The organism is Clostridium formicaceticum, assembly GCF_001854185.1.
GTDB lineage: Bacteria > Bacillota > Clostridia > Peptostreptococcales > Natronincolaceae > Andreesenella > Andreesenella formicacetica.
In genome coordinates this window covers 2,261,438-2,284,400 of record NZ_CP017603.1, presented here as the reverse complement: position 1 = coordinate 2,284,400, position 22,963 = coordinate 2,261,438, and the positions used below count along the sequence as shown (strand labels likewise).

The 22,963-nt window shown below is 34.6% G+C and carries 15 protein-coding genes; 4 read left to right on the top strand and 11 right to left on the bottom strand.

Annotated features, from left to right (window positions below; all coding sequences use genetic code 11):
- The 9 genes from BJL90_RS10290 to BJL90_RS10260 all read right to left on the bottom strand — a co-directional run bounded on the left by BJL90_RS10290 (position 1) and on the right by BJL90_RS10260 (position 15,367).
- Positions 1 to 3,777, bottom strand: a complete 3,777-nt coding sequence (locus tag BJL90_RS10290; protein WP_156778759.1) for a condensation domain-containing protein — start codon at positions 3,775 to 3,777, stop codon at positions 1 to 3.
- Positions 3,752 to 10,084 carry a type I polyketide synthase gene (locus BJL90_RS10285; protein WP_070967464.1) on the bottom strand — a complete coding sequence of 2,111 codons (6,333 nt, stop codon included), beginning with the start codon at positions 10,082 to 10,084 and terminating at the stop codon, positions 3,752 to 3,754. Before BJL90_RS10285 ends, BJL90_RS10290 begins: the two co-directional genes overlap by 26 nt.
- A gap of 36 nt (positions 10,085 to 10,120) precedes the next feature.
- Positions 10,121 to 11,506: a PfaD family polyunsaturated fatty acid/polyketide biosynthesis protein gene (locus BJL90_RS21450; RefSeq protein WP_081561942.1), complete on the bottom strand. Its 1,386-nt coding sequence runs from the start codon at positions 11,504 to 11,506 to the stop codon at positions 10,121 to 10,123.
- On the bottom strand, positions 11,493 to 12,440 hold the full coding sequence (gene fabD / locus BJL90_RS21445) for an ACP S-malonyltransferase (protein ID WP_081561941.1): 948 nt from the start codon (positions 12,438 to 12,440) through the stop codon (positions 11,493 to 11,495). Before fabD ends, BJL90_RS21450 begins: the two co-directional genes overlap by 14 nt.
- 125 nt (positions 12,441 to 12,565) lie before the next feature.
- Entirely contained in the window at positions 12,566 to 13,171 is a 606-nt protein-coding gene (locus BJL90_RS10275; RefSeq protein ID WP_236905062.1) for an MBL fold metallo-hydrolase, read from the bottom strand.
- A 283-nt stretch (positions 13,172 to 13,454) separates the two neighbouring features.
- Positions 13,455 to 14,438, bottom strand: a complete 984-nt coding sequence (locus BJL90_RS10270; RefSeq protein WP_070967459.1) for an acyltransferase domain-containing protein — start codon at positions 14,436 to 14,438, stop codon at positions 13,455 to 13,457.
- A 197-nt stretch (positions 14,439 to 14,635) separates the two neighbouring features.
- Entirely contained in the window at positions 14,636 to 15,019 is a 384-nt protein-coding gene (locus tag BJL90_RS21900; protein WP_070967457.1) for an ATP-binding protein, read from the bottom strand.
- Complete coding sequence (locus BJL90_RS21895) at positions 15,016 to 15,192, bottom strand: hypothetical protein (RefSeq protein ID WP_156778758.1); 177 nt, start codon at positions 15,190 to 15,192, stop codon at positions 15,016 to 15,018. Before BJL90_RS21895 ends, BJL90_RS21900 begins: the two co-directional genes overlap by 4 nt.
- Complete coding sequence (locus BJL90_RS10260) at positions 15,167 to 15,367, bottom strand: hypothetical protein (RefSeq protein ID WP_070967454.1); 201 nt, start codon at positions 15,365 to 15,367, stop codon at positions 15,167 to 15,169. Before BJL90_RS10260 ends, BJL90_RS21895 begins: the two co-directional genes overlap by 26 nt.
- Before the next feature lie 1,332 nt (positions 15,368 to 16,699).
- Between BJL90_RS10260 and BJL90_RS10255 the strand changes: the two genes are divergently transcribed.
- The 4 genes from BJL90_RS10255 (at position 16,700) to tnpC (ending at position 20,823) form a co-directional block, all read left to right on the top strand.
- A complete protein-coding gene (locus BJL90_RS10255; protein ID WP_070967452.1) occupies positions 16,700 to 17,893 on the top strand; it encodes an acyltransferase family protein in 1,194 nt (397 codons plus the stop codon).
- A 528-nt stretch (positions 17,894 to 18,421) separates the two neighbouring features.
- A complete protein-coding gene (gene tnpA / locus BJL90_RS10250) occupies positions 18,422 to 18,760 on the top strand; it encodes an IS66 family insertion sequence element accessory protein TnpA (protein ID WP_070964102.1) in 339 nt (112 codons plus the stop codon).
- Complete coding sequence (tnpB, locus tag BJL90_RS10245; RefSeq protein ID WP_070967449.1) at positions 18,754 to 19,104, top strand: IS66 family insertion sequence element accessory protein TnpB; 351 nt, start codon at positions 18,754 to 18,756, stop codon at positions 19,102 to 19,104. Before tnpA ends, tnpB begins: the two co-directional genes overlap by 7 nt.
- A 72-nt stretch (positions 19,105 to 19,176) precedes the next feature.
- Entirely contained in the window at positions 19,177 to 20,823 is a 1,647-nt protein-coding gene (gene tnpC, locus BJL90_RS10240; protein ID WP_081561940.1) for an IS66 family transposase, read from the top strand.
- A 330-nt stretch (positions 20,824 to 21,153) separates the two neighbouring features.
- Here tnpC and BJL90_RS10235 read toward each other — a convergent pair whose 3' ends face one another.
- A complete protein-coding gene (locus BJL90_RS10235) occupies positions 21,154 to 22,149 on the bottom strand; it encodes a hypothetical protein (RefSeq protein WP_070967446.1) in 996 nt (331 codons plus the stop codon).
- Between the two features lie 13 nt (positions 22,150 to 22,162).
- On the bottom strand, positions 22,163 to 22,786 hold the full coding sequence (locus BJL90_RS10230; RefSeq protein WP_070967443.1) for a metallophosphoesterase: 624 nt from the start codon (positions 22,784 to 22,786) through the stop codon (positions 22,163 to 22,165).
- Positions 22,787 to 22,963: the final 177 nt, after the last annotated feature.

The window sequence follows — 22,963 nt, the reverse complement described above, 5'->3', positions numbered from 1 at the left end:
TTAAAACTCCCTCCCAACACTATAATTTTTATATTTTTCAGGCTGTGCATTGATTAATGTATTAAAATCTATTTTCTCCCAATTTTCGGAATCTGCAATCAAAGCCTCCAATACTCGCTCATATCCTGAAAACATTTCTTCAATCATGCCTTCGGGATAAACTCCCTTCAGCACATCCCAATGAAAATAAAGTTTTCCGTCACGCTCTTCGCTTATATTATCTAGAAAGACCTGTGGCGCTTTGCTGGACATCTCCAGGATTTTAAAACCTTTAGGAGCCTCAACGCTAGAATGAGTCGTCATATTAGTGAAAACTATCGGGAATATTAACATTCCTTTGTTATCACCTCTCATTACAACCTTCCTTAATACCTTCAATCCACTCACAGCCATGTGTGATAAATCTTCTTGTACAGCCATATGATTCAATTGCACTTTCACCTCAAAGGGTTCTTTTTTTCTTTTGAACATAACCCAACTCATAGCTGTAAAGTCACCTACTACCTCATCGATCTCAGGATGAAATGGAATCCTATCCCAACACGGAATTACAATAGAAAAGGGGTTATATCCAGACCATGCAGCCAAAACTTCTGCATAAGCTGTCAGCAAAACCATACTTGGTGATACAGATAATTTGTTAGCTTTCTTTTTTAGCGTATCCCATTTTAAGAGAATACTCCTAAGTTGCTGATGTCCAGCGAAGGTAGAATTTTTATTACTATTTTTCATTGGTAATTGTGGTCCAGGTGGAATTTCTTTAAACTTATGCTCCCAATATTCGATACTCCTTTGATGATCTTCTGTTTTCTTATAATTTTGTAATGACAAAACATAGTCTCGGAATGAAATATCAACTTTTTTCGGTTCTTCAGCTGAATTCTCATAAAAATAAAAGAGTTGTTTTAACAGAAGCTGAATACTATTTACATCTGCTATGAGCATATCCACACTAAAATGTATTCGTGATTTAACACTATCTAAAACCAATATGCGCAAATCAAAATATGGCCACTCATCAAGATTAAACACATGCTCAAGCATAAAACGTTTCGTCGTACTTAATTCTGTCTTAATCTCTTCTTCATTTTTGCCTGTCAAGTTCGTTACCTTTATATTAAAGTCAGGAACCTCATCCAAAATACTTTGGCTGCCATTTGGATGAATCACTGTGATCAGCATCTCATGAACTTTTATCAATTTTTGCCATGCTTTTTCAAGTCGCTTAATATCAAGTTCCTCAGCTTCAATCTCCAGATATACTTGACAGCTGTTTTTAGCGCCTGGCAAATATCTACCAAAAGCATATGCCTGTTGCAAATCTGTCAATGGAAATGGCTTAAAGCTATCGTTTGATAAAACCTCTAATTGAAGTCCTGTCTGTAAAACTTCTACACTTTGGCTTATTGTTGCGATATCATGGATGTTATCTTTTTCTTCAACTCCTAAATGGCTGTTGAGAAACTTTTTTCCTTTTATTTCTGAATACAATATTTCTAACTCCCACTGATTTTTTTCCAATGAAAGCATATGAAGCACTCGGCAATAATCATCAAACATATCTCTAATTACACTGGATTGGAAATATTCTTCTGCAACATCCCAGCTAAACTTTAGTTTTCCATTCTGTTCGAATACTTGATGATCTAAATAAACTTGAGGTGTTTGAGTTACCATAAATGAAATCTGGTTAAAAAAGTTTTCTTTATCGGCTGTACTTTCAACTTTAAAATTATTTAATAAAGATGTGAAGACTACGGGTAGATACATGAAATTCGATATTTTGCGTCTTGCTTTGAGTTCTCTCAATACTCTGATCCCACTTGCACTAATATGATCCATATCATTCCACAAAAGTTCTTGATTATATTTAATTAAATCTTCAAAACTACGTCCACTTTTCGCCTCTACAACAAATATGTTTGTCGAAATAAACGGACCAAGTACTTGATTTAATTGTGGATGTAATGGGAGACGATTAAAGTAAGTTAAGATTAGAGAAAATGTTTCATGACTACTCCAAAAGCGAAGAACTTCAGTAAAAATACTAAGAAGTAAAGCCGTTGTAGATACACCTAACTTCTTGGCTTTCTCTTTGAGAGAGTCCCAGTTTTTTTTCTCAAGTGTCCCATTAAGCCTGGTACGATAGTAAGTAGCTTTACTAACTGTCTTATTTGTTTTTTGTCGTAAAGATAAAACTGGTCCTTGCGGCATTTTTTCTAACTTGTCTATCCAGTACGTTAAATCTTTCTTGTACCGTTTTGAATCTTCGAATTTTTTAACCGCTAATATGTAGTCCCGAAATGATACGTTTAACTCTGGTAATTTCCAATCGGGCTTTTCATATAGCTGTTGCCATTGCTGCAATAACATGTTTATTCCACTAGCGTCCACTATAAACTCATCAATGCTAAAGTGTATAACATATTTACTATCCGGACATACACTTATACGAATTTCAAAAAAAGGCCACTTGTTGGGTTCGTATAGTTTATGTGACATATCTTTTCGAACATTTTTAAGATGTTCGGATCCCTCATAACTGTTTTTTCTTCGTATATCAACTATTTTGAATTTATATGGCGGAGCTTTCTGTAGAATTTTTTGCTGACCATCAGATAAAATTACAGAACGAAGCATTTCATGATAATCAATCAGTCTTTCCCAAGCATCATTTAAACGGTAAATATCAAGATCATTTACTTCTATTTCGAAGTAAATATGACAACCTACCCAATCACCGCCAAAACGAAGCTTGCGCCCGGTAAGGAAAGATTCTTGAATATCATTCAGTGCAAAAGGTTGATATCGTTCAACAATATTAGAAACAATTTTAGGCAAAATTTCTGATGTATCAGATAAAATTTGACTTTTAAGGTTTTCATTATCTTCATTAACTAGTAAATTTACCTTAGGTTGGTGTTCAGTATATTTTAGCTTGACTACTTCATGCAAATTGCTATCTATATTTTCAATGCTTTTATGTTCGTTGACAACAGTAATCGGGATTTCAGTGCATAAATCCTGTTCAAGCCAATATCTTAAATTAACAGCTTGTAATGAATTAAAACCTAAACTATTTAGAGATTTCCCAGTAGGTAATTCCTCAATTGGTATGCCTAAAAGTTCGCTAATTCTTTTTTTAAGACGATTAGTTATACTATCTGTGTTTAGTTGATCATTAACTTGATTGATAGAAGTTTTTATCTCTATAGGATGCTGTTCATCCACTTCAGATATCCAGTAACGCTTTTTTGCAAATGGGTAAGTAGGCAGAGGTATCAATTTAACATTTTGCTCTTCATGGAGTAATTTCCAGGGAATTTTTCCTCCTTTTGCCCAATAGAGTGCAAGTTTATCTAGATTTCTTTCTGCAAGAAACATTTGCAATAATGTATCCCCTGCTTTTCCAGATAAGAGGCTTCTTATCTCTGCATGCTCCCCTTGCATATCTCCTGTATAAATGGGTATTGAGAATTCAAATTCTTTGTTCTCTTGTAAAGATTTCAGATATTGTTTCATCCCATGAATCAGCTCTTCTTGGTTACTTACAACCATTGCTAGGCGAAATTCCATTGCTTCACGCCCTACTTGCAGCGTATAGACAAGATTAGATAAAGAAAGTTCATTTTGAGCTTCTATAAATTCAAGCATTTGCCGAACAACTGCCTGCAATCTGCTGGGATTTCGAGCTGAAAAGACAGCTATTTGAGGTTGAATTGCAGTAATATCTTGAGTAGAAATATTATTTTCATTGGAAATCATTTTTGGATTCACCGCCTTCCTTCATTTCAGCAACGTTGGAAATTGCAATATTATTTTCTTGTGGGGATATATACTCTTCAATAATCATATGAGCATTAGATCCTCCTGCTCCAAACGAACTTAGCGTTGCACGTCTCGGAAACTCTCGTTCTTCTCCATTGATCCTTAATATAGGACGTTTCCACGCTTGGAGTTTTTGTTGTAAATAAAATGGAGTATTATTAAAATTGATATTAGGATTTAGTGGATTTGCCTTGATTGATGGAACTAGTTGTTGATGCTGTAACTGTAAAATTACCTTAGTTAGTTGAGAAATTCCAGAAGCAGCTTCTGCATGTCCAATATTTGATTTTACGGATCCAATCGCACAAAATCGTTTGTCTTGAGTAAATTTATGAAAAGCTTTAGTCAATGCACTAATCTCAATAGGATCTCCTAAGGAAGATCCATTAGCAGCAGCTTCAACATAACTGATAGTTCTTGGATCAATCCTGGATTTTATAAAGTTATCTTCAACCAATTGTGCTTGTGCATTTGGATTGGGGACGAAAAAACCGTTGGTGTGTCCCCCATGGTTGATTGCCGTGGATTTAATAACAGCTAAAATAGAATCCCCATCTTTGATTGCTTTAAAAAGCGGTTTCAATAATACGGCACCAACACCTTCTGCCGGGAGATATCCATCTCCATCACTAAAACTTCTACTATTAATATGGCTACCAAGCATTTGAATTAGAGCTAATCCAAGATATTTTTTTGGATGAATCGAAAGATTTACGCCTCCTGCTATTGCTAACTGACTTTCTCCTTTTATCAAACTTTCACATGCCATATGGATAGCAATAGCAGAAGAAGAACACATGGTGTCGACGGCCACACTAGGACCTTGAAAATTAAAATAGTAAGAAACGCGATTTGCAATAGAGCTATAGGAAGATATTGCGTTCTCCAAACTACTAATATTATCTGACTCAAATAGTTTATATTGCTGATACATCGCACCAACATAAACTCCAACCTTGGATTGGTATTGAGTTTGAAGAGTTTCACGTGTATATCCTGTGCTTTCCAGCAAATTCCAAACTGTCTCCAGAAAAAGTCGGTCCATAGGATCAATAATTGCTGCTTCCCGTGGTGAAATATTAAAGAATAGCGGATCAAATTGATCCACATCATCAAGAAAACCTCCCCACTTGCTATAGTTTTTTCCAGGCTTGTTCTTATTTTCATCAAAATACAAACTGTTATCCCAGCGTTCCTTGGGAATTTCGGTAATACAATCTTTGCCATCTTGTAAGTTTTGCCAAAATTCTTGGACATTTCTTGCTTCTGGGTAGCGTCCAGAAACACCTATGATGGCAATATCTAAGTTCTCTTCTACTTTTTTCTCGTTAAGTTCTATAGGAATAGATGCAAACCGAGGAGACCTGCGGCTACTACGGGTCAATCTTATAAACTCTATCTCATCTGTAGAATTTTTGATATTATTCGTAGTTGTTTCTATGCTCCCTTCGATCCCCAGTAATTCTGTCAGTTGCTTTCTATAGTTTTCTAAAAAATATTCAGTTAAATCTTTAATGTTGTGGTATTCAAAAAACAACGTTTTCGATAGTGAGCCAAACGTCTTTTCTAATTGATTGGTCAGTTGCATGACCATGATCGAATCTATCCCATACTTTTCCATAGGAGCATCCGCTTCTATTCGATGTTTCGGCAGCTTGATAACTGCGGAAAGCAAATTTTTAAAGTAATTTATAGCTTTTTCATGAAATAAATCCTGCGCAATGCCTAAAGTTGCTTTGTTTTCTTCTCTACTTGAAAGTGCTTTTACGGTTTCTTCTCCTAACGATTGCTCCATAAATGTTGCATCAAGCCGCTTAAGATCGCCTTCCATCACCATTACCTGCTCCTTGCCGGACTCCAGCCCTTGATACAAGGCTCTGATGCCTGTTTGAGTCTGCATAGCAATCATACCTGTGTTTTGCTGCATCATTTTTTCAGTTTCTGCATCAATATGCATTCCACCCTCTTTCCACAGAGACCAGTTGATAGACAGGGTCTGTCCCTGACGTTGTTTCGATGCTACCAGCGCATTACGATACTTTGCATAGGCATCCATAAAGGCATTAGCAGCTGCATAGTCGGCTTGGCCTGAATTGCCTAAACTTCCTGTTGTAGAGGAGAAGAGAATAAAGAAGTCTAAACTTAAATCCTTGCTTGACTGGTCAAGATTCACCAGTCCTGTAACCTTGGGTAACAAAACTTCCTGTAGTTCATCTTTCGTCTTTTTGATGATAAAGTTATCTCGAATGACACCAGCACTATGAATGATGCCGTGGAGGCTGCCAAAGTCCTCCTGGATACTTTGTATTAAGCTGATAACTGCTTTCTTTTGAGTTACGTCTACTTGCTTATACTCAATCCTGACTCCCAATCTTTCTAATTTCTTTATTCTGGCTTGTTTATCTTCCTTAAGAGGAGATCTTCCCGTAAGGATCAGGGTCACATCCTTCACTTTTTGTAGAATTTCTTCGGCAAATATCAATCCCAAACCTCCGGCACCTCCGGTGATCAGGTAGACACCCCCGTCTTTCCATGGGATATCTACTATTTCCTGGGAAATTTTCATTTTTCTCCAGTCTGTCACATGTCGTTTGCCCTCCTGGTATCGGACATGATTATTCATGGGGTTACGGCTGTTCTCTTGCAGTTTTTCTATGATTCCTTCCAAATCTTCATCCGGTTCTATTTCAATCAACTGTCCGATGAGTTTTGGATTCTCTAATTGGGCTGTTTTTAAAAGTCCACAGAGTCCAGAAAAAAGCTGTTGTTCCTCTTGTGTGGAAATAACAATCTGCACTAACACCTTGCCTGTTGGTTTATTTTTAAGAATACTTTGGATTTCTTCAAATGCCTCAATCGTATAGGTCTGAAAGCGCTCCTCTATGCCTACCTCTTCGGATTGCAGGGTCAAGCATCTCACCCCTCCTATGTGGTTTTCGATACTTTCTCGGGTAACCTCAACTGGCTCACAGAGCATCACAAGATGCTCTGCATAATCAAGGATTTGGACTTCTTTAGAAACAGTTTGCTCTTTCCAGTAAGGGTGTAACATTAAAGTTCCAGTGGTTATTGAAGATCCTACCGTATCCACTTCACCTTCCAGCCCTCGTGTTGAAAATCCTTTCATTCGAACACAAATTCGACCTTGCTCATCGCACATATCAATATCCAGTTTCTGCACCTTGTCCCTTGCTTTGCTGCCATCACTATATCGGATTAGTGTCCACATAGTATCGGTACAGTTACCGAGAATTTCAAGCTCCTGCAGAGCAAATGGCAAGATTGGCCCAAAGGTGGCTTTGTCGCTAGTATCATCAGTCCTCATGATTAAGATTAATGATGCCTGCACCGCTGCATCCATCAAACTTGGATGCAAAACAAACTGCTCTTTCGTATCGGAAACGGAAGAAGGCAGAGATAATTTCGCTAATGCCTGATCAGAGCCAACATAAATTTCCTCAATTCCTTGGTGTCCCGGACCATATTCCAAACCTATCATCCTAAAGGTCTCGTAGCATTGACTGGATGAAAGGGTATTTTGGCTGCACTGAGCTTGTAAAGCGGATAAATCCAAAGTCAGTGCTTCTACAGCAGGGCTAAGCATTGCACTACCCCGACTGTGCACTACAGACTCAACACCAGCCGCCGTTTCCGACTCGGTATATATCTCAAAGGCAATCTCTCCAGTATCTTCAAGGGATAGCCCCATATGTAGCTTAACTGATTGTTCCTCTACAATCATGGGCTGGATCCAAACTATATTTTTTAACAGTATTCTGATTTGCTCTTCATCCAAAGCTCCCATTGACTGTTCCACTGCAACCCGAACCATTTCAAGATAGGCAACTCCCGGTAAAACCCGCTGACCCTTTACCATATGATCCGCCAGGAAAAACTCCTGTCCCGTAAAGTTAGAGGTGAAACGCTGCTGGTAAAAATCAGAAGTGTTTTGATGCAACAGTGGGTGAATGGATGCTGTAATTATTGAGGTTGCTTTTGTACCACAGTCAGATTTAGTATCAATCTCAGTTACCCAATAACGTTCTCTGGCAAAAGGATAAGTGGGTAGACTAATGCGTTGAAATTTTCTATCTGGAAAAAGCACCTTCCAATCCAGATCATATCCCTTTACATACAGTGCTGCCAAAGTCATTAACTTATTAACGTATTCACTTTTATCCATTTTCTTTTTTAATCGCATCTCATTGAGAATCATCTGACTCAACTGTTGAAAAAGGTGCTGTTCTTGTTTTTCTTTTTTTGTATTATTTTCTCTAAAGTAGCCTTCTGTCTGTCCCTTATCCATAGCTTCCTTAAGTTTTTCCTGAAATTCCTGAAGATTTCCGACTACATATGCTGCTCTTATATCGAAGTGTTCCCTGCCCAAAAGCAAAGTGGCACTAATATCAGCAAGATTATTTTTTTGCCCCTCTTTTTCCAGCCAAAGCCTTAAATCCTGTTCTTTTTGCCGCAGTGCTTCTTCTGTTTTGGCGGATAGACAAATTAAGTAGCATGGTAGTTTTTTGTTAACTTGTCTTGTAATAATCGGAGCTTCTTCAAGCACTACATGTGCATTGGTACCTCCAAATCCAAAAGAACTTACTCCTGCTCGTCTGGGAAGAGCTTGGTTATTCTCTCCTTCCAGAGGCTTCCATTCTTGCAGCTGATTAACAATGTAAAAGGGACTATCCTGGATGGAAATACGATGATTTAACTGTTTAAAATTTTGCAGTCCTGGTAACTGTTTATATTTCATGGACAATAATACTTTAATCACGCCTGCGATTCCAGCTGCAGATTCTAAATGACCAATGTTAGTTTTAACAGATCCTAAAGCACAATAGTTTTTCTTTAACGCTTGGTCGGCTTGCAAAGCTAAAAATTGAAATGCCTTAAGAAGTCCTTGAAATTCCATAGGGTCTCCTTTTGGCGTTCCAGTTCCATGAGCCTCAATACAGCTGATACTTTCAGGTGCTACACCTGCTTTCTTGCAGGCATCAATAATTACCTCTGCCTGTGTTTCAAGATTGGGATAAGTTAAAGTATGGGTCTTGCCATTATGATTAACAGCACTTCCCTTTAGAATACCGTAAATAGAATCTCCATCCTCTATGGCTTTTCTCAAAGGTTTAAGTAAAACCAGACCTGCGCCTTCACTGCGTACATAGCCGTCTGCACTTTCATCAAAGGTTTTACAAGAACCCGTAGGAGATAACATACCAGTTTTAGAAAAGGAAATATGTCGCGTAGGAGTCAGTAAGAGGCAAATTCCACCCGCTAATGCCATGCTGCTTTCCCCTAGATGTAAAGACTGAATGGCTAAATGAATGGCATTAAGAGAGCTTGAGCAAGCAGTATCTATGGGAAAACTCGGTCCCTTAAAGTTGAAAAAATGAGAAATACGGTTAGCTATTACTGCAGAAGCAGTTCCTGTAGAATGATAAGTTTCAATTGTACGAAACGCTTTTTCTTGCAATTCTTTATAATCAAAGTTAAAAACTCCTGTAAAAACGCCAATTTTTTCTCCTGACAAATGAGAAGGGCAAATACCAGCATCTTCAAAACAAGACCAAGAGAGTTCCAGCATAATTCGTTGCTGAGGATCCATTGCTTCTGCTTCCCTTGGAGAAATACTAAAAAAACCTGAGTCAAAAGCATCAATATCCTTAATAAACCCCCCCCACTTACTATTACTTTTATTTATTTCATTTTGAGGATCCCCCCAGTACGCTTTCCAATCCCAACGCTCTGGAGGAATTTCCTGAATGTTTGAACGTCCCAGCTTAAGATTCTCCCAAAACTCTTCATAATTTTGAGATCCAGGAAAGCGACAGGCCATTCCGATAATTGCTATGTCCTCCTGATATATGGGAGCATTATTAATCACAGATTCAGCAACATGTTTTTTATCATTTTCTTTATGAACATTTTGTTTTGAATCAATAATTTTTTCAGTTTTTACTGAGCTATTCTCTTCACGTAAATCTATTTGTTCCTGTAAGCAAGAGATAATACGTGCTCCTGTATTGCACTCTAAGAAGAAAGTAGGTTCAAATTGGATTTTATATTCAGAATAAATTAGTTCATTCAGTTCTAATAAATTTGCTGAATTTAAGCCAATTTCCATTAATGGTCGCTCTAAAGTAAGATCATCAACTACTGTTTTACCAAGAATAGAAGTTAAAGATTTTATTATAAAATCTTTAATGGGCATAATCCCCTCAGCTGTTCTTTTCAAATACTTTCCTTCACTCACAAATCTTTCCTCCATTTCAGTAGATTAATGGTAAGTCTATATGTAATCCTTATAATATTGATTTAATAACGTCGCCGCTCCATTCATCAATTTCACAGCAATCTCGTCAACATGTCGTTCTTGCCAGTTTTCTAAGCTTGTTCCTTTTACCCACTGGTTAAACGCCCCTAAAGCTGGTCCACAATGAACCTGATAATCAACTTTACATTCCTCAGTTCCATTTAGAGCAAGCCCAGTAGTATATCCAAAATACCATCTAAAGATTAATGCCATTTTATGTTTCGGGTTTCGTTCTGCCTTTTCAATCTCTTGAAGAGGATAAAAGGATTTGATTTCTTCATAGACTTCTTCAAAACTTCTTTTAAAGAATTTTTCTTGAATTTGATCTTTTATCTTTTCATCAATTTCATCTAAAGAGTTATGTTTGCGATATAATTCATATAATTTATTAGCTCTGGCTGGAAAGAATATTCCTTTTTTAACAACTTGAACCTTAGCACCGATTTCAAACATATCACCTGCTGGTGCATATTCAGTATCCTGCACATTAATTTTTTGCAATAAGTTTTTTACTGAATTGCTGGTAGCAGCTTCCACCGTGCACTGGTTGATGGAGCCAGTAGTAATAAAATCAGCACCCATTACAAAAGATGCTGCCACCGCCGCTGGAGTTCCAATCCCACCAGCTGCTCCAATTCGAACTTTTTTATGGTACTTATACTTTTCCATTATTTCATCTCGTAATTTAATTATAGATGACATCAAAGTGTACGCCACTCCACCATCCGTATGACCAGCCGAATCCGCTTCTACACAAATATCATCCGCCATAGGGATTACCTTCAACAAATCAGCTTCTTCCCATGTAATCTTTTTTTCAGCCAATAGTTTATTGAGAATCCTTTCTGGAGCCGAATTTAAAAATACTTCTGCTACCTCCCCTCGAGATACCTTAGCTATAATTCTGTTTACGCCAATAACATTTCCCTGAGAATCCCTTTTTAAACCTTTAGCACGATATTTTACCAAAGCAGGCGTAATACTTATAAATGCGGCTGCTTCAATATTTTTAACTCCATATGACAAAAATAAATCAATCATTTTTTCTTCACCTTCGGGATTATTCATGTTATGTAGAAAATTTAATCCGTAAGTTTGTTCTGGCGAAAGTTCCTTTTGAAAATACTCAATTGCCTCTTTAATTTGCGACAGTTCCAAACCACCTGTCCCAAAAAAACCCATCATACCCGCTTTTCCCATCTTTACTACCATTTCTTTGGAGGCAATACCTTTATACATGCCACCTGTGAGATAGGCAAATTTCAGGTTATAGTCCTTTTTAAATTCCGAACATCCCAGCTTTTCAGGAGTGAATTTCAATGCATCTTCTAATTTATTAGTTTCATAATCAGTTTTTTTCATCTTTTATACAGTTACTCGTCTCAGCATTAAAATAAAAAGAACTTACACCTTCTTCTTCCTTATCCCAGTCCTCATCTGATACTATGAGCGGATGTGCTTCTCTTTCTATGCTTTTAATCATACTGGTTAAAACCATGCCCGGTCCTATCTGTTCAATCTCCCCTTTACCCATTAAATACCTAATGGTATCTGTCCATTTTACTGAATTTTTGATCTGTTCAACTAAGTTCTTCTTTATTTGGTTATTCTTGTATGGTCTTGCATATACATTTGAAATTACAGGGATTTTTAAGTCTGAGAAGGTAAAACTGTCAAGATATTCTTCGAACTTTTTACTGGCTTCTGCCATGTAACGGGAATGGAATGCTCCACTCACTTTCAATACAACATAACTCATCGCTTCAGCAGCTTCGAAAAATAATCTTGCCTTTTCTATATCTTCCTTATGACCTGAAATTACGATTTGTGAAGGTGTGTTGTAGTTTGCTATATCTATACTCTGCAAATTGTTCTTTTCAAGAACTTCCTTTACCTTTTCCTCACTAAGTCCTATAACCGCAGCCATTCCTCCTTTGGTTGCCTGACTCATTAACTCTCCTCTTTTCTTGACAAGCTTCAAACCTGTCTCAAAATCATACGCGCCAGCGGCAAACAATGCGTTGTATTCTCCCAGACTGTGTCCAGCAACATAATCAGGTTTCACACCTGTGTCTTTTATTCTTTTCAGATAGCTTAAAGCATTTACAATATATAAAGCTGGCTGCGTATATTGAGTTAACCCTAATTTATCTCCAGAGTCTTCCATACAAAGTTCTTTTATGGAAAACCCAAGAATTTCATCCGCTTTTGCAGTTAAATCATTAAATTCATTGAAAATATTCCCCCCCATTCCTTTATACTGCGATCCTTGGCCGGGAAACACATATGCTATCATTTTCTCTCCACCCTTTCTTACATAAAATTAACATTCTCAATATAATGCTTTTTTTACTTGTTCCAAATTCTTTAAATCTTGATTATAAGTAGCCTTATATATTATTGTTTATTTGAACACTTCTCTTATTTGAAGATAAATAAATTTTTCTGATTTTTCCTATTCCTGAATTCAATGAAGTGTTTTTTATCATTTATATGTAAATATATATTCTCTTTCATCAAATACTCCATAGAATATCCCGGCTTCTTTCCGTACGAGTGTCCGGGATATATACGTACATCAGGACGTACAATTGATTTTATCTTCTGTATGCTTTCAAACATATCTTCAGCACTTGCACCTTTCCCTGTACAGATACCACAGCCTTCTATGAATATTGTATCCCCAGTAAATAAACTACCTTTTAAAAGGTAACAACTTCCTCCAGCCGTATGCCCAGGTGTTGCAAGACAACGAATTTCCGTTTGTCCAACACTTACCAAATCCATATCATCAATAGTAATAAGATTCTTACATTTGAATCTATAATAATTTGCTTCAATATATGACATATACACCATAGGGTTATACTTCATTATCAAAGCGTCTACCATATTTACATGATCATAGTGTGAATGGGTAAGCAAAATAGTTGATAATTCAACTTCTAATTTACTCAATACATTCACAATGATTTCTACTTCCCACGATGGATCAACTATTGCAGCGCTTCTGGTTTCTTTATCCACAATAATATAAGTATAATTCTTGAAATTAAAAAAACCCACTTTCAGTGGATAAATTTGATATGTAGTCTTCATAAGTAGTTCAATCTCCTGTAAAATTCGATTTGTGCTTACTCTACTGACAACTCATATTTCACATTTTTATATAATATTCTTCATTTTTAAAGATTATTTTACTTTATTACAGCAATATTCCTTTTTTTATAGCAGATTTCTATCATTTATTTCATGTATCATCTAAATAACGATAAAACACCCCAGCTAATTTTCTAATATATTAAAAATCTCAAAGCTTTGAATTATAAGCTTTGTTTTTTACCGTTTTTAATATGACCTCAAAGTTTTTGATATCCTTGCCAAAAGGTGTCATAATTGTATAAGGTTTTGACTGTGAATTAATATCTATGTTACGTTTAGCAAAATTAGCAAGAGTACCTCCAGGGCCAAGGTCTAAATAAATAAGCTTCTCTCCCTTTTCTTTTTCAAGTTCTCTAATAGCTTCTGGAAACTTGATGGGTTTTCTAACAATTTCCCAAAAATATTCATTTGGAAGTTGTGTCAATATGGTTCCATTCGCGCAGGAAACCAAAGGAATTTGAGGTTTTTGATAAAATTTATTCTTCAAATAACTTAGATAACTACTTGCAGCAGGATCAATTAAAGATGAATGAAAACCATAAGATACAGATAACATCTGATAGATTATACCTGAGTTTTTTAGAAATCCTTCTATCATCTTTAGTTTATCCATTCTTCCTGAAACAACAAAATGTGTATCAAAATTAACCGAGGCTAATTCACTATTATTATAAATTAAGGAATTTTCCTGAAATAAACTATAATCGTGAATAATAGCAAGCATCCCCCCCTGTGAACAGTGGTACTCAATAGATTGTGCTTGTTTAATAACTAATTCCATTATTTCTTCAACCTCTATAACACCGGCTACAGCTGCTGATGCAAACTCTCCCATACTCGTACCCAGAACATAATCTGGTTCTATTCCACTTTCTAACATAACCTGAGCTAATGCATACTCAACCATAAAAGTCGCAGGATAAGTATATAAGATATCATTAAATTCTTCAGCGACTGAGTTTTTCTCATTATACAATTGATCTATTATTGAGTTGCCGCTAATCTCTTGCATAGTTTTATCTAGTTTAAGCATCCATTTCTGAAAAACTGGATGTTGTACAAATAACGCTTTTCCCATTTGATAATATTGTGATCCTTGACCTGAAAACATAAATACTAATGTATTCTCCATAAATACCACCTTTTATAGAAGTTTTTAAAAAAGTTCTGTTGTAGATTATCAAGTAAAGCTGCCTAAAGCTGACCCCTTTTCCATATCAAAAATGGAAATTCAGATTAGTTTATCACCACCTTATAGCCGTTAGCTTCTAGTTTTTTAAGGTTAATAATTACCTGGTTTGTACTTTCTTCATTAAATATCTTCACTAGTTAATCAAAATCAACATCGATACTTTCACTGTTTTTTCCAAGGTCGTGCCCCTTTAATTTTTTTCCTTTACTCGATCGATAACTATCACCTGTTATACTAATGATGTGACAATGGTGAACTAGCCTATCTAATATTGCAGTAGCTGCTAGTTTGCTTGTAAATATTTCATCCCATAAACCTAATGGGAGATTTGTTGTGATGGTAAGGGAGCTTTTTTCATATCTTTGACGGATAAGTTGAAAAAATCTGTAGCTTAGTTTTTTATCAATAGCCAACTGAATTTCTTCTTCAAATTTTTCTCGCATATCCAGCAGTTTAAATTTCTTTAGGAGACTCTCAATATGATTATTGTCTATGAGAATCCCTTCTTTAAATACATTCAATTTTGACCCTCTTCATAATATGCTATATCTCTTATTAATCCTTCCATTTCCGTAGCTTTAGCAATACTATCTACTACTGCGTTTTCAGGGGAATCTACTTGATGATTATGTGAAATGATTTCTAGATATTTTTCCTTAATAACTTCCTTATATGGGATTGATGCTTCCTTCATAGCCTATTTGTCTTAACTCTCTATATATTCTAGTGCCGATAAAATCATATTGAGGACTTAGATACCACTCCCTTATCTTGTCTTTGTAATGATCTATCTTAGTTGAATAATGCTCCCTTTTATACTTTGGAGATTTTTTTTGCTTTATCAAATGCTTTACTGTATTCTTTGACATCTTTAAACTTCTTGCTATTACTTTCTTAGGTACTCCAGTGCTATGGAGCCTCATTTTTTTCGTTTAACTTGACCTGAAAACAAATAATTACTTTCAACGTATTGAAAGCAATTAACTGAAAAATCCTAGTGAAATTGTTTTACCTAATTTACCAGAACTAACAAATCAGCTCATTCAAGCAATTACAGCATAAGTATGTTCAATTAAGTCTTCCAAGTCTTTATGATTTTCTAAACATAGCTTTAGTTGTTTGCGCAAAACTTAGGTATTTAGGCTATTTTTATTAATAAAATACAATTACGATTTAACACAGCTTCGCCCTTTCACGCATAAATTTTTATGCACTACATGATACTTTGCCGTATATTATCTCCTTTCCACCAACGTGCCGCAGCTTCGATTGGTTTCCCAAAGATTAAAAAAACTAGTATTTATTAAAGTATGTTTACTATAAATATTTTGTGATATAATAATAAATAGCACAAAAATAATATAATATAGTATAGCAATAGCATACTACTGTATTGTTATGTTGCCTCCCCATAAATCATCTGTTTCCGCCAAGAAGTTGAATGATTTATGGGGTTTTACTTTTTAACATCTTAAATGAATAAATCTTTTTTAATTTCTTTTAAAACTTATCTTAATGTAGTTTGTTAATATTATGACCAGCCTTTTAATAGTTAATATATAGTATAACTTAATGCAGATGAGTATGTCAATAATTTGATTTTGTGGTATTTTGTGGAATTTTGTGGTATTTTGTGGTATTTTGTCTTTTGTAAGTTTGGCAATCTTTTAATTATTATCAATCAAATCCTTCAACCTATTCTTTATATATACGCCTACTGAGTTTTCACCTTTAATATATTTTTCAATTGATCTTAGAACATAGTGAGTTAGTTCTCATTTTTTCTTTTGATACATATCATCCTTCATAACCTCTTTATGATAATTTTTTTCCACTAGCTATATTTGGCACTATCACAAGAAAAATTCTTTTTTACTATTGAACTGTTTTGTTATTTTAAAAAATTTTTTCTAATTACAATAGTCTACAGTCTCTATTTTTTCATTAAAATTAGTGAATATTAGAAATTAAACTATAATTTTATGAATAATTTTTCGATAAATTATAGTTTTTTTAATATTGACAAAAGAACCAATGAATAATAATATTATAATAAATTGTTAAATGGTTAAAATTGCCAATATAAAAACCTAAGTCATAAAATCTTTGAGTTGACAAAACTTAATTATTCAACAAACTATATAAAATATTAAAATTAATGTTTGATTAATGTCTGACTATTATTTAAGGAGGTAAAAAAAATGAGCAATGCAACTTTAATTTCCTCAAAAAGAATATATTATCTGGATTATTTACGAGCATTTATTGTTGTTCAAGTTATCGTGTTTCATTCCTTATTACCTTATGTTATTGGCTACGATTGGATCATCAATGATGAGGCAAAAACACTTTTTTATACAATGTGGTGCATAGTTCTTGACGTTTTTATGATGCCAACACTGTTTTTTATTGCAGGTTATTTTTCATTTCCTTCCATAAGAAAAAACAGCATAAGGTCCTTTGTTGTAAATAAAATTACCCGGATTGCCATCCCATTTTTCATAGGTATAACCATGCTAGTGCCTATAATTTGCTATATAGAGGCTTTAACATATGGCACAACCAGTTCTTCTTATACTAGTTACTGGCTCTATGAATATTTTAGTAGTTTTATAGATACAAAACATTTTTGGTTTCTATCCTCTCTATTCTTTTTCTATATGGTATTTGTAATGATTTACAGCATGAGCAAGGAAAAATTTAAAAGAGTATATAATGAGTCGTCAAATAAATCAGTAAGCCCTAAAACCATGATTTTGTTTTTACTGAGATTTTTTATAATAGGAATTGTAGTATTCTTTGCTACAGGACTTTTCATTTCCGATTTAAATTGGGTTGCTTTCGGAAAGTTTATTATTTTCCAGCCTACAAGATGGACCAATTATATTTTATATTTTATTTTTGGAATTATTTGCTTTGTAAAAAAAGTTGAGATTCCAAAAAATTTGACACAAAAACTCCCACTTCTCATACTGGCTAGTATAATTTCAATTCTGGGATTTTTAGCTTTTAAAATTCCATTTTACTATGAAAATACTGCAAGAATAGATGTACAATTCTTTAATGCAATCATATATTCTTTTTTCTGCTTTATCATGTTTATAACACTACTGACTGTTTTTAAAAGATATCTGAACAAGCCTTCAAAAACTTGGGGAAGACTGGCCGCAAACTCCTACACCATTTACATGGTGCATATGGTATATACAGTTCTAATACAGTATTATATGGTTAATCTATCAGTATCAATACATACAAAATTCTTTGGAGCATTGATAGGAACCTTTATTTTAAGTTATATTACAAGTGAAATTATTCTAATAGTGCTGTCGATTGTAGGAATAGGAAAGAATAAAAAGACTGACATTGCTGTCCCTCCAATTACAAAAATGTAACTATGCAAGTGAAAATAAATACAAATAGTCTTTTTGAATAAAATCAAAATATGTATTCAGCTCCACCTGATTTACTATAGTTTTGCACTTTTCAAATAATTACCATAAATTCAAGTAATAATTGTAACCGTCAAAGAGGTTCTTTCCAAAGTTATTGGAGTAAGATGCTTAAAGGTAGCAATGATCTTCGAGGGTGTAAATAACTTGGTGCTTTAAGGAAAAGAATGATTCCATTCTGACAAGAAATATTGCTAAGAAGAATTAACTATATGTATAAATTTACTTCTATAGTTGCCAAAATAATAGGGTGATATGTAAGCGATTAATACTTTTAATACTTCTCTTGGTAACATACTCATAAAAATACTCCTTTCTGACTTGGAATTGTTTTCTAATTATTGCCAGAAAGGAGCTTCTTTTTTTTCACTTAAGCACAGATTATTTGTAAGCGCCAAAGAATTTCCGCCTAGTATTGTACCAAGAAGTTTTGCTAGAATAACAGATAATAAGCAATAGGAGGTATCTGTTATGACGAATGAAGCACTAGACATTGATTGGGAAGATATTTTAGATAAATTCTCTTCTCGTGAAGGGACCATCAAAGCCTTTTGTGAAGAGAATAATATAGGTATTCATCAGCTGTATTATCGGAGAAAAAAGCTAGAAAACAATAATACTCCTGTATTTCATGCTGTTAGCTTTAAAGATACGGAAGCTGATGAGGCTGTAAATCAAGAAAATACCCCATCTAATCCTTCCCCAACGGCAACTATAAAAATCGAAATAGGCAAAGCTAAGATATATATACCAAGCAATGACAAGGTATCTCTATCTAATGTTTTTAAGGAAATTATAGCATCATGCTAAATATAGATAAAGTGGATAAGGTATATTTAGCTTGCGGGGTAACGGATCTTAGAAAAAATATAGATGGATTAAGTATGATTGTACAAACGCAGTTTAATCTGGATCCTTTTGAAAAGGCACTATTTGTCTTTTGTAATAGGCAGATGAATAAACTAAAAATACTCCATTTTGATGATGGGTTTTGGCTATACTATCATCGACTAGAGAGAAATAAATTTAAATGGCCTATGTCAAAGGAAGAAGCTTTAAAGGTTTCCATTGAAGAACTACGATGGCTGCTTAAGGGGTATGAAGTAAGAACTATATCAAAATTCAAGCCCGTTAAAGAAAGAAATCACTTCTGAAAAAGATACCATAAAACCTTTGTATGCATTCAAATTACAAGGATTTTATGGTATAATTGTTTTGTAAATAAAATGAAAACGGGGATGAAAATGACGAAGGTAAATTTACAAAACCAACTGGACGAAAAGACGAAAGAACTGATTTTAAAAATGGAAGAAGAACTTGAAGCTAGAGATAATGAAATAAAATCTAAGGATAAAGAAATAGCAGATTTGAAAAATGAGTTAGCATATCTCAAAGGCCAAGTTCTCAATAAAAATAGAAAAATATTTGGTTCCTCCAGTGAACAGACTAGTTCTATGCAAGTATCCTTTTTTGATGAAGCTGAAAAAGAGAGCAACTTAAAAGTAGCAGATCCTACTATCGAGGAGATTACTTATACAAGAAGTAAATCTTCTAAAAACACTGGAAAAAAAGATAACTTAGCAAACCTAGAAAAAGTAGTAATTGAGCATAAACTAGATGAAAATCAGCAGTCCTGCAGTGACTGTTCCAGTGATTTAGTGGTTATCGGTAAGAAATCTAAAGAAATCCTTAAGTACATACCTGCAAAGTTATATGTAGAAGAACATGTAACCTACAGCTACGCCTGCAGATCATGTGAAGAAAGTAATGATAAAGCAAATATTACTACAACAAAGGCTCCAAAGACCTTGCTACATAAGAGTATGGCATCTAACGAGCTTCTTAGTCATGTCATAAATTTAAAATACCAGCATGCACTGCCTTTAAATAGACAAGAATCCTACTTCAAGATGATGGGGGCAAATCTTTCTAGGCAAACCCTTGCCAACTGGGTTATTGGTGCAGCCCATGAACTAGAGCCAATCTATCAGCTTATGAAGGAAAAACTCCTTAAAAGAGACTATATCCAGGCTGATGAAACAGTACTTAAAGTTTTAGATGATAGGGGCAAGGAGTCCAATAAACAAAAGTATATGTGGCTCTATAAATCCCCAGATAAAGATCAACCTATTATCATCTACGACTACCAAAAGACAAGATCTGGTTCTTGTCCTAAGGGTTTTTTAAGTGGATTTTCAAAATATATTCAAACAGATGGATATGCTGGGTATAATAAAGTTGAAAATGTCAAAAGACTTTATTGCCTAGCCCATATAAGAAGAAAGTTCCACGAAATAATAGTAAACCTAGATGAAGAAGCCCTAAAGTCTTCAAGAGCATTAATAGGGTTTAATTATTGTGCTCAGCTTTATAAGATTGAAAAAGACCTAAAAGAACAGCATAGTGGAAAAGAAGATTTCTATGAGAGACGTTATAAAAAGCGACTTGAGGCATCCAAGCCAATAATAGAAGAATTTATAGCTTATGTAGATAGAGAAATAGAGGAAGCTGTTCCTAAAAGTGCCCTTGGTAAAGCTTTGGCTTATGCAAAACCTCTTCTTCCAAGTCTTAAGGTGCTTTTAGAAGATGGTTCTTTAGAAATAGACAATAACGCTGCAGAACGATCTATAAGGCCATTTGTGGTGGGTCGTAGCAATTGGCTTTTCTCGGCTTCTACCAAAGGTGCAGAGTCCAGTGCATTAATCTATAGCATCATTGAAACGGCTAGGAATAATAATTTAGTTGTTGAAAAATATTTACTTTACTTAATGAACCACTTCTCAAATGTAGACCCTCAAGACAAGGAAAGCTTATTAAAACTACTACCTTTTTCAAAGGATCTACCTGAAGATTTAAAAGTTCAAGCTAAGTAAAAATATAAAATCCAGTAGAGTTAGTAACATACCTAACTTCTACTGGATTTATTGTATCAGCTATTCAATTGGATTTCTATACGTCAATTTTTTGGCACTTACGATTATTTTACACTACCTGATCTTCATAAATCATTGCTACTTAAATCTATTTTTTCATTCGAACACTTTTAGTAATAATATCTTCCAACGAAGTAAATCAAATTTGTTTCTTCTAAGCATAGTACGCTTTAGTGTTTCCCACTACTGAGACCACAGCAGACTTTCACCGCTAAGTTATCCCGTATGTTTTCACTTAAAATTTATTTAGCAAAATTTATTCTTCCTCTATTATTCAAGAACCTTACTTTCTAAATAAAACAAATGATTTTTTTCTTGCTCAGACAATTTTTCTAAAATATTCTCCCTACGCACTAAACATTCCTGTATTTTGTTGCGCTTTCCTTTTTTCTTGTCAATGTCTACCCAAGAAATTTTTTTATTTCTATAGTATAAGTCTAAATCCACCCATCGATTTCCTCTAGCATCATATTCTAGACCCAATAAAATTCGCTTCATTTCCTCTGGCTTGTAAAGCGTAAACAATCTTATTTGATAGGCTAATACAGAAAATAGCATTAAAGCATGATCTCTAGTCCATCCCTCTTCTAATACCATTCCTATCTCTAGCTGCGTTAAGATATAGTTCAATCGATTATAGTGCTCCTGGTACTTCCCTTGAGCATCATAGATATTGATTCTTAATTCATACCATTTTTTATCCTGCAGACTTTGTGTGATAAATAAGATACCTTCACATCGTAGCTTTTTAAAAATTTGAGAGGCAGGATGAGGCAAAAGGAGAGGTGTTTCAAACATATCAGCCCTTAAAAGCCTTCGAGAGATTTGCTTATGGGTTAAAAATAAAATTGTATCTCCCATCTCCCCTTCATCTACTGCCTCTTCCAAAGGTAATGCTTTCCCACCATATTGCCGTAAAATTCCCTCTATTGCCCGTTGCTTATCTCCAGCAGTTCTCATGACGATAGAAGAAGGTCCCATATCCACCTTCTCCACTAAGTGGGCAATATGGCTATTAATCATAGTAGCAAGGCATATGGAGGCAGGTTCATTGACAAGAACAGTTGTCTTTGCATCTGTTACAGCAGTTTTTGTTGAGTATATATCTGTTAGAAAGATGAGACAACTATCTTCTGTTGCCTCCTCCATTCCTAGCAAAAACTCTGTCTCTTTCCCCATCAAATCCTCAAGTAAAAAGTTTTTTACAGCTTCAATAGCATCTGTTCGAACAAAAAGTAATCTTGGTCCCATTCTCAAAAACAGCATGATTTTTCCCCCTCTACAGACTAATTCTCCTCTGCTCCATTTTTCTAAACTGATTGGTGCCAAAAGGATAAGGTAAGTGATAAATTTTTTCTGTAGCTAAATCAATAATGTGAATTTTTTCAAGTCCATTTAAGCCTATATGCTGTTGATCTTTATAGCTAGATGGGTGAAAACTATGGCCATATAAGTAATAATCCGTATTATGGACATTTCTTGAAGGATAGTGATTTGCATAAAAACTTTTTTCTTCTATTACTATGTATCCCTCTTCCATAACAATAGCTTTAGAAGTAATTTTTTCTATTTCTTCATACTTATCATGGTTTCCCACCACATAGTAAATAAATGCATCTGTAAAAGCTTCTAGATTCAGAATAAACTTTCTTAAGGAAATCTTGTAGATTTCTATTTCATTTGGGTGCAACTGCAGTTTTATATCATCTACCAAATCCCCTGTGTGTATGATATAAGAAGGCTGCAATAGTTTTACTAATCTAAAAATATAGCTGTAAATTTCCTGTGGTGTATCACTGATATGTAACAATAAAGGGCCTGTAGCCTCTTTTAACCCCACTGGTATATAAGGTCGGTTGAACATAAGTCCTGTCCAACGTCTTACTCGTTGTATCATGTCCATAAAAAACCTCTATTCTTCTTGATCCTGATTCTTCTTTCGTGTTAGCCCCCTCTATAAGCTTTAACCTAAGTAAGCTATCGAAATGTTTCTTTAAATTTATATAGATATACAACTTTAAATAGGTACATATTTTATTATATCACAATCCAAATTAATTATAAAAAAAGTAAAAAAGAA